This window comes from Limnochordia bacterium (assembly GCA_023230925.1).
Lineage (GTDB): Bacteria > Bacillota > Limnochordia > DUMW01 > DUMW01 > JALNWK01.
Window position 1 is genome coordinate 20,547 of sequence record JALNWK010000025.1, and the last position, 15,388, is coordinate 35,934.

13 protein-coding genes are annotated in these 15,388 nt (G+C 50.6%); all 13 read left to right on the plus strand.

Features of this window, described 5'->3' with window-relative positions; all coding sequences use genetic code 11:
- Position 1: 1 nt before the first annotated feature.
- Positions 2-592 (plus strand): imidazoleglycerol-phosphate dehydratase HisB, encoded by a 591-nt coding sequence (gene hisB, locus M0Q40_07420; GenBank protein ID MCK9222436.1) that lies wholly within the window; start codon positions 2-4, stop codon positions 590-592.
- A gap of 11 nt (positions 593-603) precedes the next feature.
- Positions 604-1,338: a 1-(5-phosphoribosyl)-5-[(5-phosphoribosylamino)methylideneamino]imidazole-4-carboxamide isomerase gene (gene hisA / locus M0Q40_07425; protein ID MCK9222437.1), complete on the plus strand. Its 735-nt coding sequence runs from the start codon at positions 604-606 to the stop codon at positions 1,336-1,338.
- Between the two features lie 39 nt (positions 1,339-1,377).
- Positions 1,378-1,977: a phosphoribosyl-AMP cyclohydrolase gene (gene hisI, locus M0Q40_07430; protein ID MCK9222438.1), complete on the plus strand. Its 600-nt coding sequence runs from the start codon at positions 1,378-1,380 to the stop codon at positions 1,975-1,977.
- A 27-nt stretch (positions 1,978-2,004) separates the two neighbouring features.
- The gene (pcrA, locus tag M0Q40_07435) at positions 2,005-4,107 is read left to right on the plus strand and encodes a DNA helicase PcrA (GenBank protein MCK9222439.1); all 2,103 of its coding nucleotides are present in this window, start codon (positions 2,005-2,007) and stop codon (positions 4,105-4,107) included.
- A gap of 13 nt (positions 4,108-4,120) precedes the next feature.
- Entirely contained in the window at positions 4,121-6,157 is a 2,037-nt protein-coding gene (gene ligA, locus M0Q40_07440; GenBank protein MCK9222440.1) for an NAD-dependent DNA ligase LigA, read from the plus strand.
- 5 nt (positions 6,158-6,162) lie between these two features.
- On the plus strand, positions 6,163-6,447 hold the full coding sequence (gatC, locus tag M0Q40_07445; GenBank protein ID MCK9222441.1) for an Asp-tRNA(Asn)/Glu-tRNA(Gln) amidotransferase subunit GatC: 285 nt from the start codon (positions 6,163-6,165) through the stop codon (positions 6,445-6,447).
- 14 nt (positions 6,448-6,461) lie between these two features.
- Positions 6,462-7,910, plus strand: a complete 1,449-nt coding sequence (gene gatA, locus M0Q40_07450; protein MCK9222442.1) for an Asp-tRNA(Asn)/Glu-tRNA(Gln) amidotransferase subunit GatA — start codon at positions 6,462-6,464, stop codon at positions 7,908-7,910.
- A 17-nt stretch (positions 7,911-7,927) separates the two neighbouring features.
- Positions 7,928-9,376 (plus strand): Asp-tRNA(Asn)/Glu-tRNA(Gln) amidotransferase subunit GatB, encoded by a 1,449-nt coding sequence (gene gatB, locus M0Q40_07455; GenBank protein ID MCK9222443.1) that lies wholly within the window; start codon positions 7,928-7,930, stop codon positions 9,374-9,376.
- Positions 9,377-9,474: 98 nt separating this feature from the next.
- Positions 9,475-10,731: a 3-isopropylmalate dehydratase large subunit gene (locus tag M0Q40_07460; protein ID MCK9222444.1), complete on the plus strand. Its 1,257-nt coding sequence runs from the start codon at positions 9,475-9,477 to the stop codon at positions 10,729-10,731.
- Entirely contained in the window at positions 10,728-11,231 is a 504-nt protein-coding gene (locus M0Q40_07465) for a 3-isopropylmalate dehydratase small subunit (GenBank protein ID MCK9222445.1), read from the plus strand. The genes M0Q40_07460 and M0Q40_07465 overlap by 4 nt, the downstream gene beginning before the upstream one ends.
- Positions 11,232-11,250: 19 nt before the next feature.
- Positions 11,251-12,324 carry an isocitrate/isopropylmalate dehydrogenase family protein gene (locus M0Q40_07470; GenBank protein ID MCK9222446.1) on the plus strand — a complete coding sequence of 358 codons (1,074 nt, stop codon included), beginning with the start codon at positions 11,251-11,253 and terminating at the stop codon, positions 12,322-12,324.
- Between the two features lie 216 nt (positions 12,325-12,540).
- Positions 12,541-13,905: a dihydrolipoyl dehydrogenase gene (gene lpdA / locus M0Q40_07475; protein MCK9222447.1), complete on the plus strand. Its 1,365-nt coding sequence runs from the start codon at positions 12,541-12,543 to the stop codon at positions 13,903-13,905.
- Positions 13,906-13,925: 20 nt separating this feature from the next.
- Positions 13,926-15,077 carry a M20 family metallopeptidase gene (locus M0Q40_07480; protein ID MCK9222448.1) on the plus strand — a complete coding sequence of 384 codons (1,152 nt, stop codon included), beginning with the start codon at positions 13,926-13,928 and terminating at the stop codon, positions 15,075-15,077.
- Positions 15,078-15,388 lie beyond the last annotated feature (311 nt).

Genomic DNA, 15,388 nt, shown 5'->3' on the forward strand with positions numbered 1-15,388 from the left:
GGTGGAACGCGTAGCACAAATAGATCGGAAGACCAAGGAGACTGACGTAAAGCTGTCTTTGAACATTGATGGAATTGGCAAGCATCAGATCGATACAGGAATTGGCTTTTTTGATCATATGCTGGCTTCCTTTGCCAAGCATGGACGGTTTGATCTTCTCCTAACGGTCAAAGGGGATCTGGAAGTTGACTCCCACCATACGGTGGAGGATGTGGGGCTTTGTCTTGGTGGGGCCTTTAGCGAAGCCCTTGGGGATAAGGAGAACATTACCCGATTTGGCCAGGCCTGTGTTCCCATGGATGAAGCCTTGGTGCTAGCAGCTGTTGACCTGTGTGGCCGTGGCTTTTACTTTGGTGAGCTTGCGGGATTGGAGGAGGCGCCTTTGGGCTCTATGGACGGTCAGCTGATTCCTGAGTTCTTTCGTTCTCTAGCCTACCGGGGCGGGATCACTTTACATGTGCGTGTACTTTGTGGGGCTAATTGGCACCATGTAGCAGAAGCAGCCTTTAAGGCCGTTGCCTTAGCCTTGCGTCAGGCGTGTAGTCGAGATGATTCCGCCGGGGTACCCTCGACCAAGGGGACATTGGATTAGGAGGAAACAGAGTGCAGGTAATACCAGCCATTGATTTGCGCGAAGGAAAATGCGTGCGATTATTACAAGGGGATCCCAATCAACAAACGATTTACAGTGATGATCCCCTCTCCGTTGCCCGGGAATTTGAGGTGGCAGGAGCCGCGCTTTTGCATGTGGTGGATCTGGATGGGGCCTTCAGCGGTTCATCCAAGAACCTAACAGTTATTGAAGCAATTGCAGAGGAAATATCAATTCCCATCCAGGTAGGGGGTGGGATTAGAAGCCTACAGGCTATAAGAAGGGTCCTTGATACCGGTGCCAGTCGGGTCATTTTGGGTACCATCGCCCAAAGACAGCCGGAGCTTGTGGGTGAGGCTTGTCAGTTATACGGTGAACGGATTGTGGTTGGCATTGATGCCAAGGATGGACAGGTGGCAGTATCCGGTTGGCAGGAGGGCACCGATGTATCTGCCTATGAACTGGGTCTTAGCATGAAAAATCTAGGTGTTAAGACAATTATCTTTACCGATATTGCCAGAGATGGGATGCTAACAGGACCGAACTACCAAAGCCTTGAGGAAATGCTTAAACTAGGTGTTTCCATTATCGCTTCCGGTGGCGTCTCTTCCCTAGATGATCTAATGCGGCTAGCCCAATTAGCATCCCAAGGACTGGTTGGTGCCATTGTGGGGAAAGCATTGTATGATGGCAGATTTGATCTTCAATCGGCCATTGCCCTCATCCAACAATCCAAAAAGCAGTAGGAGGTGTGTGCGCATGGTGTTTACTATGCGCCGTGGTAGATGAATATAGAAGATCTTAAGTTCAAAGATGATCTGATTCCAGCGATTATCCAGGATTATCAAAACGGCGAGATCCTAATGCTGGCATACATGAACCCGGAGTCGGTAAAGAGAACCTTAGAGACAAAAAGAACCTGGTTTTGGAGCCGCAGTCGGCAGAAATACTGGATGAAGGGCGAGTCTTCTGGACATGTACAGATTGTGAAAGAGGTCATTACTGACTGCGATCAGGACACACTTTTGATCAAGGTGGAACAGGTGGGACCCGGAGCATGTCACACTGGGCACCGGTCTTGTTTCCATCATCCCTTGGGCGAGGGGACACCTGATACAATCGGTGAGGTAACCTTCGATGTGAATGCAGTCTATGGTAAAGAGAATGTCCTAGAGAAGCTGTACGAGAACATAAAAGAGGGTGATCTTGAAAAGATCAATACCCGGCTTCTTGATGTCGCGGGCAAGATTGTGGCCGGAGAGGACAGCCCAAAGGATCTAATCTGTCACTCATCGGAACTGTTGTTAGGCCTACTGTCACTCCTAAAGGCACGACAGATCTCCGTGGACGAGCTTTTGGTAGAGCTAAACACCCGTGACTTATAACCTGGAGAGACTGAAGGAGGATGTGTTTTGAACCTGCTTTCTGGACTGAATGAACGGCAGAAAGAGGCGGTAACATGTGGGGATGGCCCCTTATTGGTTATCGCGGGAGCAGGCAGTGGGAAAACGAGAGTGCTCACCTTTAGAATTGCTTATTTGATTGGGCAGATGGGAGTTGCCCCTTGGCAAATCCTAGCAGTGACCTTTACCAACAAGGCGGCCTCCGAGATGAAGGAACGGATTGAGAGTCTTGTTGGTACCCATACAGATATCTGGATTGGTACCTTTCATGCCACTTGCGTGCAAATTCTACGACGGGATATTTCTCACTTAGGCCTCAAATCTAACTTTGTAATCTATGATACCCAAGATCAGAAGGCGGCAATTCGCAGTTGCATTGCTAACCTTGACCTAGATAGCAAGCAGTATGAGCCTAATGCGGTATTAGGCGCGATCAGTAAAGCGAAGAACAAGCTCTTAAATCCAACGCAGTATGGAGAAACAGCCACCGATCACTATGAGAAGACCATTGCCCGGATTTACCGCAGCTATCAGGAGGTCCTTAGACGTTACAACGCCTGTGACTTCGATGATCTACTGGTTTACACCGTCCAATTACTTGAAGAGTATCCCGCGGTTTTGGCCAAGTACCAAGACCGATTTCGGTGGATCCTGGTGGATGAATATCAGGATACTAATCATGCCCAGTACAAAATGATCAACCTGTTAGCGGCGAAGCATCGGAATATTTGTGTAGTGGGCGATGCGGATCAGTCCATATATGCTTTTCGGGGCGCAGATTTTCGTAACATCCTTGACTTTACCAAGGATTATCCTGAGGCTAAGGTGGTCAAGCTTGAGCAGAACTACCGTTCTACGCAGAATATACTTGAGGCCGCCAACCACGTCATTAGGAATAATTCGGAGCGACCGGATAAGAAACTTTGGACAGACAATGGACCGGGGGACCAACTCTTCTTATTTACCGGCGAGGATGAGCGGGATGAGGCCAGATTTGTCGTGGGGGAGATCATACGGATCGGTGATTACCAGAACACAGCGATTCTTTACCGGACCCATGCTCAATCCAGGGCCTTGGAGGAGGAATTCATGTACCGGGGAGTACCCTATACGATCTTAGGGGGTACACGCTTCTATGAGCGCAAAGAGATCAAGGACCTGCTAGCGTATTTGCGGATTGTGGTTAACGAAGACGATGATTTTAGCCTGCAAAGAATTATTAATGTGCCCCGCCGGGGTATCGGACCGGCTACATTGGAGAAAATACAAAGGTATGCAGAGGAAAACGGGCTTTCGCTCTATGAAGCGATTACCAAGCCGCGGGGTATTGACGGACTAGGTCCTCGGGTCTGTGGTGCCCTTGAGGTCTTAACCCGCTTAGTTGAGGACTGCAAGAGAATGCTATTGGATGGTAAGTCAATCACCGAGGTGACCGAGAAGATCATGCAGGATTCGGGCTATTTGGCTTCCCTCCGTGAGGAGAAAACCCCCGAGGCTGAGGCCAGGGAGGAGAACCTCAAGGAATTGCTAACAGTCACCAAGCAATTCGACCTACAGGAGCAGTCCGGTGATCTTGCCGTATTCTTGGAACAGGTTACTCTCGTTTCCGATGTGGATAACTGGGATGATGAAGCCGATGCGGTAAGCATGATGACCCTGCATTCCGCTAAAGGCCTTGAATTTTCCTATGTCTTTATGGTTGGGATGGAGGATGGCATGTTCCCCAACTCCCGCTGTGCCTTTGATCCTGGACAACTTGAGGAAGAACGGCGCCTTTGCTATGTGGGGATTACTAGAGCGATGCAGCGACTGTACCTAACTTGTGCCCGGTACCGGACCATCTATGGGATGACGCGCAACAGTATGCCCTCCCAGTTCATCAGTGAGATTCCAGGGGAACTCCTTGAAGAGGTGGGCGCGGTGCGGGGACCCCGGTTAAAGGAGCCCCAACCTAGACATATCGCCAGTTTTGCTCCGGGAGAAAAGATCAAGCACAAGGTTTTCGGGGTTGGTACAGTAGTCAATGCAGCGAATAATGAGATTACCGTAGCTTTTCCTGAGCGAGGAGTTAAGGTATTGGATTTAGATTACGCACCGGTTGAGAAGGTATGAAGGGGTTATCAGATTGAAGGATCATCAGGCCACCCTATGGGATGAGAATCAAGATGAAGTCGCTAGGGAGATAGAAAGTCTAAAAGAGCAGATCCGCCGTCATAATCATCTGTATTATGTTTTGGATGCTCCTGAGATTAGTGATGTGGAGTATGATCGGCTCTATGCCCGCTTGGTAGAACTAGAAGAGGCGTATCCGCATTTTCGCGCCGATGATTCACCGACCCAGCGGGTGGCCGGGCAAGCTCTCACCTCCTTTGCTACGGTAGCACATCGTCTGCCTATGCTTAGTCTGGCGAACACCTTTGACTATGCCGAGATCAGAAGTTTTGCCTCCCGTACTGAAAAAGCCCTAAATGAACCGGTGGATGGTTATGTGGCGGAGCTAAAAATCGATGGGCTGGCCGTCACCTTGCACTATGAGGATGGTAAGTTCGTACGGGGTGCTACCCGGGGGGATGGGTTTTCCGGCGAGGATATCACGGCCAATCTACGGACGATCAAGAGTATCCCGCTGCGACTGCAAAGGCCGGTGACGATTGAAGTCCGGGGCGAGGTCTATATGGACCGCCGGGATTTTGAGGCCCTTAATGCATTGAGAATGCAAAAGGGGGAGGCCCTATTTGCTAATCCCCGTAATGCCGCAGCAGGTTCCCTCAGGCAGCTTGACCCTCGGGTTACCGCCGAGCGTCCTTTGGACATCTTCATCTACCAGATGGGCCTTGGGCAGGATGTGCCCCCTAGGACACACCATCAACTTCTTATATACTTTCAAGAACTGGGTCTGCGGGTAAATCCCCACATTGAGCTTTATGATCATATTGATGGGGTGGTGGAGTACTGCCGCAATTGGGAAGAGAAACGACAGGAGCTTTCCTATGACATAGATGGCGTTGTGATCAAAGTAAATGATCTCCGTCAGCAAAGACAGCTTGGCCATACGGCAAAATCCCCCCGCTGGGCGGTGGCCTTTAAGTTCCCAGCCCAGGAGGTGACCACCCAGGTCAATGACATTATTGTCCAGGTGGGACGGACCGGTGTCTTGACTCCCTTGGCACTGCTAACACCGGTGGAGGTTGCCGGATCTGTAGTCAGTCGAGCCTCTTTGCACAATGAAGACATTGTGCGGGCAAAGGATGTCCGCATTGGGGATTGGGTGCTTATTCGCAAGGCTGGGGATGTTATTCCTGAGGTGATTGGGCCGATCACAGGTAAACGTACCGGAGCAGAGCGCCAGTTCATCATGCCGAAACTATGTCCTGCCTGTGGCGCTCATGTTGTGCGAGAAGAGGGGGAGGCGGCTAGCCGCTGTGTTGGTAAGGGATGTCCGGCTCAACTGGTGGAAGGTCTGGTGCATTTTGCCTCCCGGGCCGGGATGGATATTGAAGGATTGGGCCCTGCTGTAGTGAACCAACTGGTGAAAAGCGGTCTTGTACAAGATCCTGCGGACCTATACTACTTGACCTGCGACCACCTCCTTGGTCTGGAACGATTTGGAGATAGATCGGCAAAGAACCTTATTGCTGCGATTAACAGGAGTAAGACCCAACCCCTGTCTCGCCTTTTAGCTGCCTTGGGTATTCGTCATGTGGGAAGTAGTAACGCCAGGCTCTTAGCCAAGCACTTTGGTACCTTGGATGAGTTGATCCGGGCAGACTTGACCCAGCTTTTAAGCGTACCGGAGATCGGGGAGAAGATCGCCTCTAGTATCATTGACTTTTTCGCCGAGCCCCAAAACCAGAGGATCATCGAGCGACTCAAAGGGGCAGGAGTTAACCTTGCGGAACCAGAAGACAGTGATACAAAGCAGCCGCTTAGTGGTAAAACCTTTGTGCTTACAGGTACCCTACCCGATTACTCCCGGGATGAGGTTGCCGAGCTCATTGAGAAATTAGGGGGTAAGGTGGTATCACAGGTTAGTAGTAAGACCGATTATGTGGTTGTAGGAGAACGACCTGGCTCCAAGTACGAACGGGCCAAGGAATTAGGGATCACCACCCTGAGCCAAGCTGAATTACTGGCCCTATTGGGTGTCGATGATGAGGAGTGATTGCGGTGATTTCCAAAAAAGAGGTAGAACGACTGGCAGATATGACGCGCATTGCCATGACCGACGATGAGTTAGCTAAATTCGCCGAGGACTTAAACGAGATTCTTGATCGGCTGATGGGGTTAGCTGAAGTAGATACACAGGATGTGGATACAACCTATCAGGCAGCACCCTTAGAAGAGGCGACCCGGGAGGATGTTATAACATCAAGCCTACCCGCCGAAGAGGTGCTTAAGAATGCTCCCGAAGCAGTCGACGGTTATTTTCGAGTACCACGGATTGTGGATTAAAGGGGGGACTTGCCGTGAAACTCTGCAATTTACCTGCACATAGATTGATTGAAATGCTCAGTACTAAAGAGATCAGTGCTGAGGAACTGGCCCAGGACTTGCTACGGAATATCCAAGCCAGAGAAGACCAAGTTAAAGCCTATATTACTATCGATGATGCGGAAAACATACTCGCAAAAGCAAAGGCGGCAGACGCTAAAAGAGATGGTGCTAGCGAACCTTTTCTAGGTTTGCCCATGGCGATTAAGGATAATATCTGTACTACGGAATTACCCACCACGTGTGCATCTAAGATGCTAGAAGACTATCATTCGCCCTTTGCAGCCACCGTCTGTGAAAAACTAGAGCAGGCGGGGCTGATCTTTGTGGGTAAGACCAACCTAGATGAATTTGGGATGGGTTCTAGCACGGAAAACTCGGCCTTTTATCCGACCCATAACCCAGTAGATCCGACCCGGGTTCCTGGGGGTTCTAGTGGCGGCTCCGCTGCTGCAGTGGCCGCAGGAGAGGCTATCTGGGCCTTGGGAACAGACGCTGGGGGTTCGGTAAGACAACCTGCGGCATTTTGTGGTGTGGTGGGGCTTAAGCCCACCTATGGGCGGCTTTCCCGGTATGGCCTTATTTCCTTTGCGCCATCCTTTGATCATATTGGTTTACTTACCCGGGATGTGGCTGATTGTGCCCTGCTCCTAAGACTTTTGGCTGGTCACGATCCCTTGGATGCCACCTCCTCAAGGAGCAAAGTTGCGGACTATCCTAACGCTTTGGGTAAGGAGATAGCCGGTTTAACCGTAGGAGTACCGGCAGAGTTCTTACAAAGTAATCTCCAAGGGGAGATCAAAGGGGCTATTCATGATGCCATCCAGGCTCTTAAAGATGCCGGGGCGGTGGTGCAGGAGATCTCATTGCCCCATCTAGGACACGGACCTTCGGCCTACTATGCCCTATCCTGTGCCGAGGCTAGTTCCAACCTAGGTAGATTTGATGGTGTACGCTACGGACTGCGGGATGAGTCCGCACAGGATGTGACTACCATGTTCAAGAACACCCGCAGGCAAGGGTTTGGTCCTGAGGTTAAGCGCCGGATCCTAACTGGAGCCATGGTGCTTGTTAAGGAACGAAGGGAAGAATGTTACCTCAAAGCAGTGAAGGTACGTCAGCTTATTAAGGAAGACTTTCATCGAGTGCTTGACGATGTTGACCTGATTCTGGGACCGACTACACCCACCACAGCCTTCAAGTTAGGGACAACCAATCTTGATCCTGCCTTGGTTTATGATGCGGACCGGTTTACGGTGGCGGCTAATCTAGCGGGAGTACCGGCCATGAACCTGCCCTTTGGGTTTGACGGAGCAGGATTGCCCATAGGACTGCAGTTAATTGGCAGACCCTTTGGCGAAGAGACCCTTTTCCAGGTGGGTTCCTTCCTAGAAGAGTGTGCCGGTTCCGGGAAGAATATTTAGAAGGGTGGTGCGCGAAGATGAGCAAATATGAAACGATTATTGGACTGGAAATTCACGTGGAATTAAAGACGGATACAAAGCTGTTTTGTGGCTGTGCGACGACCTTTGGACAGGAACCGAATACCCAGTGTTGTCCAGTCTGCCTAGGACTTGGTGGCGCAACACCTGTGCTTAATCGAAAGGCGCTGGCCTATGCCATCATGGCTGGTTGCGCACTTAATTGCCAAATCCAAGATATTGCTAAGTTTGATCGCAAGTGTTATTTCTACCCGGATTTACCCAAGGCGTATCAGACCTCCCAGGATGATTTGCCTATAGCGGTAGGTGGGTATGTTGAATTTGAAGATGAAGAGGCGGGGCCTGTGCGGGTACGGATCAGGCAAGCCCATCTCGAAGAAGAAACCGGTAAATCCCTCCACGAAGGGGACAACATTCTGCAGGCACGTTCCTCGATGCTAGATTACAATCGGTGCGGGATTCCGCTTCTGGAGATCGTTACCGATCCGGATCTAGCAAGTCCTGCCCAGGCCCGGGAGTTTCTCGAGGCCCTAAAAAGCATCCTAGAGTATACAGGAGTCTCCGACTGTAAGATGGAGGAAGGAAGCCTTCGGTGTGATGCTAATATCTCCTTGCGTCCGAAGGGCTCCACAAAGTTTGGGGCCAAGGTTGAGATTAAGAACATGAATTCCTTTAGGGCAGTTCAGCGGGCCCTGGAGTATGAGGAAATAAGGCAACGGGAGCTGTTGGATGCTGGCGAGGAGATAGATGAGGAGACCCGGCACTGGGACGAAGGGGTGGGCAAGACGCTATCCATGCGTAAAAAGGAAGCCCCCGACTACCGTTTCATTCCTGAAGTGGAGATCCGTCCGGTGATTATTGATGCCAGCTGGGTAGAAACCTTAAGGGATAGCCTCCCGGAGCTGCCTAATGCACGCCGTCAGCGTTTCATCGCGGAGTACAGTCTGCCAAGCTATGATGCGGCGGTGCTTACCAATGATAAGTTCATGGCCGACTTCTTTGAAGAAGTGATTAAGGTATATGAGGAGCCGAAACAGGTCTCCAATTGGCTGATGGGCGAGGTACTTAGGCTCGTGCGGGATCAAAATACAGCCCTAGAGGGATCTTCTCTAACGCCCAAGGGGCTTGGGGAGCTATTGGCACTTCTATCGAAAGGGAAGATCAATGGGCCCCAGGCGAAAGAGATTCTAGCTGAGATGTTCTCCACCGGAGAAGACCCAAAGAGCATTGCCAAGAAACGGGGGTTTGAACAGATTTCCGATGATTCGGCTTTGCTTAGTGTCATTGACCAGGTGCTAGTTGAGCACCAAGATGCGGTGGAATCCTTTAAGTCCGGAAAGGATCGAGCCTTTGGATTTTTGATGGGCCAAATCATGGCCAAGACCAAGGGCAAGGCAGATCCCCGGCGTACCAAGGACCTATTGACAGAAAAACTGAGCCAGATGTAGCCAGGCTAGATGAGAAATGATATACTGTGGTTTTGGGTAATGGTATTTAGGAAACAGTCAATACTGCCTGGAGTTGGATTGATTGGGGAGGGATATGATTGGGGAAAACACTTGCTGAGAAAATACTGAGTATGAAAGCGAAAAGAGACGTTAAGGCTGGCGAGATCGCTATTGTGCCTGTAGATGTGGTCTTGACCCAGGACGGGACTGGTCCCTTGGCGGTGCGCCAGCTAGAAAAGATCAATCTAGTGAAGGCCGCCAATCCGGATAAGACTATTTTATTCATCGACCATGCATCGCCAAGCCCGCGGAAAGAGTTGTCCAATGACCATATGTTGCTCCGTGCCTTTGCGGAGAAGACCGGGGCGCGGCTTTCCGATGTGGGGGAGGGAGTATGTCACCAGATCGTAGCTGAGGAATACGCAAAACCGGGAGATGTGGTGATTGGTGCCGACTCCCATACATGTACCGCCGGAGCATTAGGGGCCTTTGCTACAGGCATGGGTTCAACGGACGTGGCCATGGGGATGGCCTTGGGCAAGACCTGGTTTCGAGTGCCGGAGAGCCTTTCCATTGAAGTAAACGGTGCGCTACCAGCGCAGGTCTGTTCCAAGGATCTGATCATCTCAATTATTGGTGAGATTACCGCGGATGGAGCGACCTACAAGGCTTTGGAGTTTAAAGGTTCCACCATAGAACAGATGAAAATGACCGATCGGTTGACCCTGTCTAATATGGCTGTGGAGGCTGGGGCAAAGGTGGGGCTAATCGCCCCAGACAGCAAGACCTTGGAGTACTTGAAGGAGCAAGGGCGGCCGGAGGATTATGTGGAGTTTGGCCCTGACGCCGATGCTTTGTATGAGCAAGTACTGCAAGTTGATGCAGGGAAGCTAGAGCCGATGGTTTCATGTCCTCATACTGTGGATAATGTAAAACCCGCCAGGGAGCTTAGTGATGTCAAGGTGCAGCAGGTTTTCATCGGGTCTTGTACCAACGGCAGACTAAAAGACCTACAGGCAGCTGCGGCCATCCTTAAGGGTAAGAAGGTGGCCAAAAACGTACGGCTAATTGTTGTACCGGCATCCCGGAAGGTATTCCTACAGGCTCTGGACGCAGGATATATCCGGACCCTTGTAGAAGCGGGAGCCAATGTACTTGCGCCCGGTTGTGGTCCCTGTGTCGGTGTCCATGAGGGGATCCTAGGGGATGGAGAGGTTTCCTTGAATACCTCGAACCGCAACTTTCAAGGAAGATTGGGTAATCCCTTAGGGTTTATCTACCTGGCATCACCCATGACCGCGGCGGCCACCGCGATTACTGGCCGTATTACTGATCCCCGGGAGGTGGTGGCATGAAGTTACAGGGAGAAGCATGGAAATTTGGAGATAATATCTCCACGGATCATATTGCTCCGGGCCGTTTATTCCACTTGCGTTCCAATCTGCCTGAACTGGCCAAGCATGTGCTGGAAGATGCAGATCCTGACTTTGCCAAGAAGGTACAAAAGGGAGATTTTGTAGTAGGCGGGAGTAATTTCGGTCTCGGTTCTAGTCGGGAACATGCACCGACCATTATTAAGCTGGCAGGAGTAAGTGCGGTTTTAGCCAAATCCTTTGCCCGCATTTTTTTCCGCAATGCGATTAACGTGGGACTACCGGTTTTAATCTGTGATACGGATCAGATCCAGCAAGGGGACGAGCTAGAAGTAGACCTAGAGATGGGTCGTATTCTGAACAAGACCCAAAATGTTACTCTGGAGTTTAGCCCCTTGCCTCCGGTGATGCTGCAGATTCTGCAGGATGGTGGATTAGCAGCCCATGTGCAAAAGCATGGGGACTTGAAGTTAGATACCTGAAATAGGGAGAGTGACTACGATGGCATATAAAATGACCTTGATTCCAGGGGATGGAATTGGGCCTGAGATTGCCGATGCTGCAAGGCGTTGTATTGATGCCACCGGTGTAGAGATAGATTGGGAGGTTGTTGATGCGGGAATTGATGTGATTGATCAGTATGGCACTCCGCTGCCTGCCCATGTGCTCGAATCGATTAGGAAAAACAAGATAGCATTGAAAGGACCGATTACCACTCCAATTGGCCATGGTTTTCGTAGTGTGAATGTGACGCTGCGTCAGGAGTTGGGGCTCTATGCTTGTGTGCGACCATCGAAGTACTATCCTGGGGTACGTAGTCGGTACCAGGACGTAGATTTGGTGGTTATCCGGGAGAACACCGAGGACCTGTATGCGGGGGTTGAGTTTCCCAAGGACAGTGCCGAGGCCCAACAGATTATTGCCATGGCAAAGGATAAGATCAGGCCCGATTCGGCAATTTCGATTAAACCCATCAGTGTCACCGGTACAAGGGATATCGTCCGGTATGCCTTTGAGTATGCGGTGGCCAATGGACGTCGTAAGGTGACGGCGATCACCAAGGCGAATATTATGAAATGTACCGATGGTCTTTTCTATGATGTGGCCCGGGAAGTTGCTAAAGACTATGAGGGACAGATCGAGTATGAAGAGCGCCTCATCGATAACATGTGCATGCAGCTTGTGCAAAAGCCGGAGTATTATGATGTCTTGGTCTTGCCCAATCTGTATGGAGATATTATTTCCGATCTGTGTGCTGGGCTTGTTGGGGGATTGGGCATGGCTCCGGGTGCGAACATTGGTAAAGAGATGGCAGTCTTTGAAGCCACCCACGGTTCCGCTCCGAAGTATAAGGGACTGAACAAGGTAAACCCTGTGGCCTTGATTCTCTCTGGAGTGATGATGTTGCGGCATATGCAGGAGCAAGAGGCCGCAGACCGATTGGAGCAAGCTGTTGCTGCGGTGATCAAAGAAGGTAAGTCGGTCACCTACGATATGAAGCCCGATCCCACCGATCCAACAGCTGTTGGTACAAAGGAAATGGCTGATGCAATCATAGAAAAGCTTAAGGCTTAGTGGAGCATTAGGTCTTAGTTAGGATACCTTAAGTTGTTGACAAAGTCGCTATGTACAGTAACCACAGTACCGTTCGGGGGACATCGGTCCCCTCACCGGTACCGGGGATAGAAGTGAAGCTAGGCTTTTCTGTACCTTCATAAACCATCGTAATGTAGACAGTCGTCTGATGCGCCATACTTATTAGGATTAACCGATAGCCTAGGAGGTTATGCTGTGGACTATGATGTATTAGTGATAGGAGCTGGAGCTGCAGGTTATGTGGCTGCTTTGCATGCTGCAAATAACGGACTTAAGACTGTCCTTGTTGAAGAGGACGTAGTGGGTGGGACTTGCCTGAATGCGGGTTGTATTCCGACGAAAGCATTGGTTAGTACATGTCAGATTCTGCAGACCATAGAGCGCAGCAAGGACTTCGGTATTCGGGTTGTTGATGTAGAGATTGATTATGAAAGGGTAGTAAAACGTAAGGACCAAGCGGTGACCCGATTGCGAAAAGGCATTGAGTTTCTGTTTAGAAAGCACAAGCTTAACGTACTGCAAGGTCACGCCACATTGCTTGACCCACATACGGTGCAAGTGACCAACACTCAGGTTGAGGAGTTGACCAGTAAGAACATCATCGTTGCCACTGGCTCCCGGCCGGTGTCCCTTTTTGGATTAGAGTTTGGTGATCGGGTTATCTCCAGTAAGGAAGCACTAGAACTACGACAGATTCCCGAGAAGCTTTTGGTGATCGGTGGGGGTGTGATTGGTTGTGAATTGGGCTATATTTTCAATACCCTTGGTTCCTCGGTAAGCATTGTTGAGGCGGCAAGCCAGTTAATCCCCGGGGAAGATGCCCAGGTTAGCACTTTGTTGCTGAGAAGTCTTAAGAAGCAGGGGATCGTGATCCATACCAATACTCTAGTCAGTAACCTTAACATCACCGATGAAGGGGTTATTGCCCAGCTCCCCGAGGGAGATGTTATCCAGGCTGATCAGGTCCTTATTTCCGTCGGTCGTCGGCCCTACTACGGTGATCTGGGTTTAGAGCAGATCGGTGTGGAAATGGAAAAGCGCGGTGGCATCAAGGTTGATGAGAATATGAAAACCAACATTGATGGAATCTATGCCATTGGTGATGTAACGGGCAAATGGCAACTGGCCCATGTTGCTTCTGCAGAGGGACTGGCGGCGGTTAATGCCATCTTAGGAAAACCATCCCCAGTCAACTATGGGGTTATTCCCCGGGGTATTTTTACCAGTCCTGAGATTGGTGCGGTGGGGATCAACCTAGAACAGGCTAAGGCCCAAGGACTTGACTGTGCCGAATCGGTCTTTTCCCTGGTGGCTAATGGACGTGCCGTAGCCGGTGGTGAAACAGAAGGATTTGTGAAAGTGGTCTATCAAGTAGGTACGGGAGAGATTCTAGGGATGCATATTATTGGTGCCCATGCCACGGAGTTAGTTGCCGAAGGGGCTTTAGCAATGGAATTAGGGGCAACGGTTGCCGACGTTGCTAAGACCATTCATGCTCATCCTACCTTTGCAGAGAGCATTCAGGAGGCAGCTCGGGGTGCAGCTGGTATCGGGTTCTAAAACATAAGAAGGTGAATTGTGTGCTTAGTAGTATTGTTTGGCCCCGAGAGGATGAGGCCCGTGCTCTTTTAGCACAGTTGATTGCCATTCCCAGCGTCAATCCGCTTTATGCGGCGGATTGTTCTGAGGAAAGGTTAGTTTTCTTTATTACGGACTATATGAGGACATTGGATATACCTACGAAACTAGAGTATTTTGCCCCTAATAGGCCTAACGGTCTTGGTTACGTTGCCGGTAGTGTGGGAAAGAAGACATTGCTTTGGGATGCCCACACCGATACGGTCCAGGCCGAGGGGATGAAGGGCGATCCATTTAGGGCTGAGTACAAGGACGGATGCATCTACGGCCGGGGAGCCTGCGATGATAAGGCTTCCATCGCGGCCATGCTCTTGGCCCTTAGGACCCTGCGGACCAATGGGCTTGTGCCAAGGTCAAACCTGCTTCTTAGCTTCAGCGGAGATGAAGAGGGTGGCTTTCGAGGAGTAAAACACCTTGTAGCAGGCGGGATTAAGGCTGATGCTGCTATAGTGGGAGAACCCACAAAACTAGAAGTTGTTATTGCCCACAAGGCCTCGCTACGCTGGCAATTGGTGGTGGAAGGGAAGGCGGCCCATAGTTCCCAGGTTCACAAGGGGGTTAATGCTATTTTCCACATGAGTCGGGTGGTGCAACATATTGAAGAACAGCTGATACCCCTATGCAGTAGCAAGGTCCATCCTCAGGTTGGTAGTCCTACCCTTTGTGTGACGATGATTAGAGGCGGCGAAGGGAGAAATACGGTGCCAGCACGTTGTGTGATCGACATCGATCGACGTCTAATTCCGGGCGAGGAGCCAGATCAGGTCCTGGCAGATTTTGCCCAGACCCTAACTACACTAGAGGATGTTTCCTTCACGATGGAAAAGCCCTATCACGTGGACCTTCCCATGGAGACTTCCAAGGATGCTCCGATTGTCAAGTGTATGAAAGAAAGCTTTCTGGCATGTGGTATTACCCCTAAACTAGCGGGAGCTGACTTTGGCACCAATGCCAGTAAGTTCACCGGAGTGCCCGGGGTAGTCTTCGGACCAGGCTCCATTGAGTACGCCCATTCTGCTGATGAGCATGTGGAGGTTGCCCAAGTGCTAAAGGCGGCACAGATCCTTACTATGGCGGCTTTGAAATTCGAATAAGATAAGCGCAAACATCACGCGGTCGCCTTGCTACACAGTTTGCTCTTTTGCCGATGGATCAAGGGACAACAGGACAAGGAGTGCATGATTCGAGCATAGTACTATAGGTATGGGAAGTGGATCCCCAGTAGAAGTATGAGACTTTGGGTAAGGATCTAACAATGTAGACGGGTTGAAACCATCCGAGGGGGCGTATTTAGTTATTGGGGGGAGAAGAGTTGGTCATCAAATCTTCCGTTTACCCAATCCAAACGTAGGTGAAGCAGATGGTTGAACCCTTCCTCACTCCAACGCATACCCACTCCTTTGAA

Bases quoted from the DNA above. Each gene is read 5' to 3' on its own strand.
- M0Q40_07465 (MCK9222445.1), top strand. From the start codon at position 10,728: ATGAAGTTACAGGGAGAAGCATGGAAATTTGGAGATAATATCTCCACG.
- hisI (MCK9222438.1), top strand. From the start codon at position 1,378: ATGAATATAGAAGATCTTAAGTTCAAAGATGATCTGATTCCAGCGATT.
- M0Q40_07470 (MCK9222446.1), top strand. From the start codon at position 11,251: ATGGCATATAAAATGACCTTGATTCCAGGGGATGGAATTGGGCCTGAG.
- gatB (MCK9222443.1), top strand. From the start codon at position 7,928: ATGAGCAAATATGAAACGATTATTGGACTGGAAATTCACGTGGAATTA.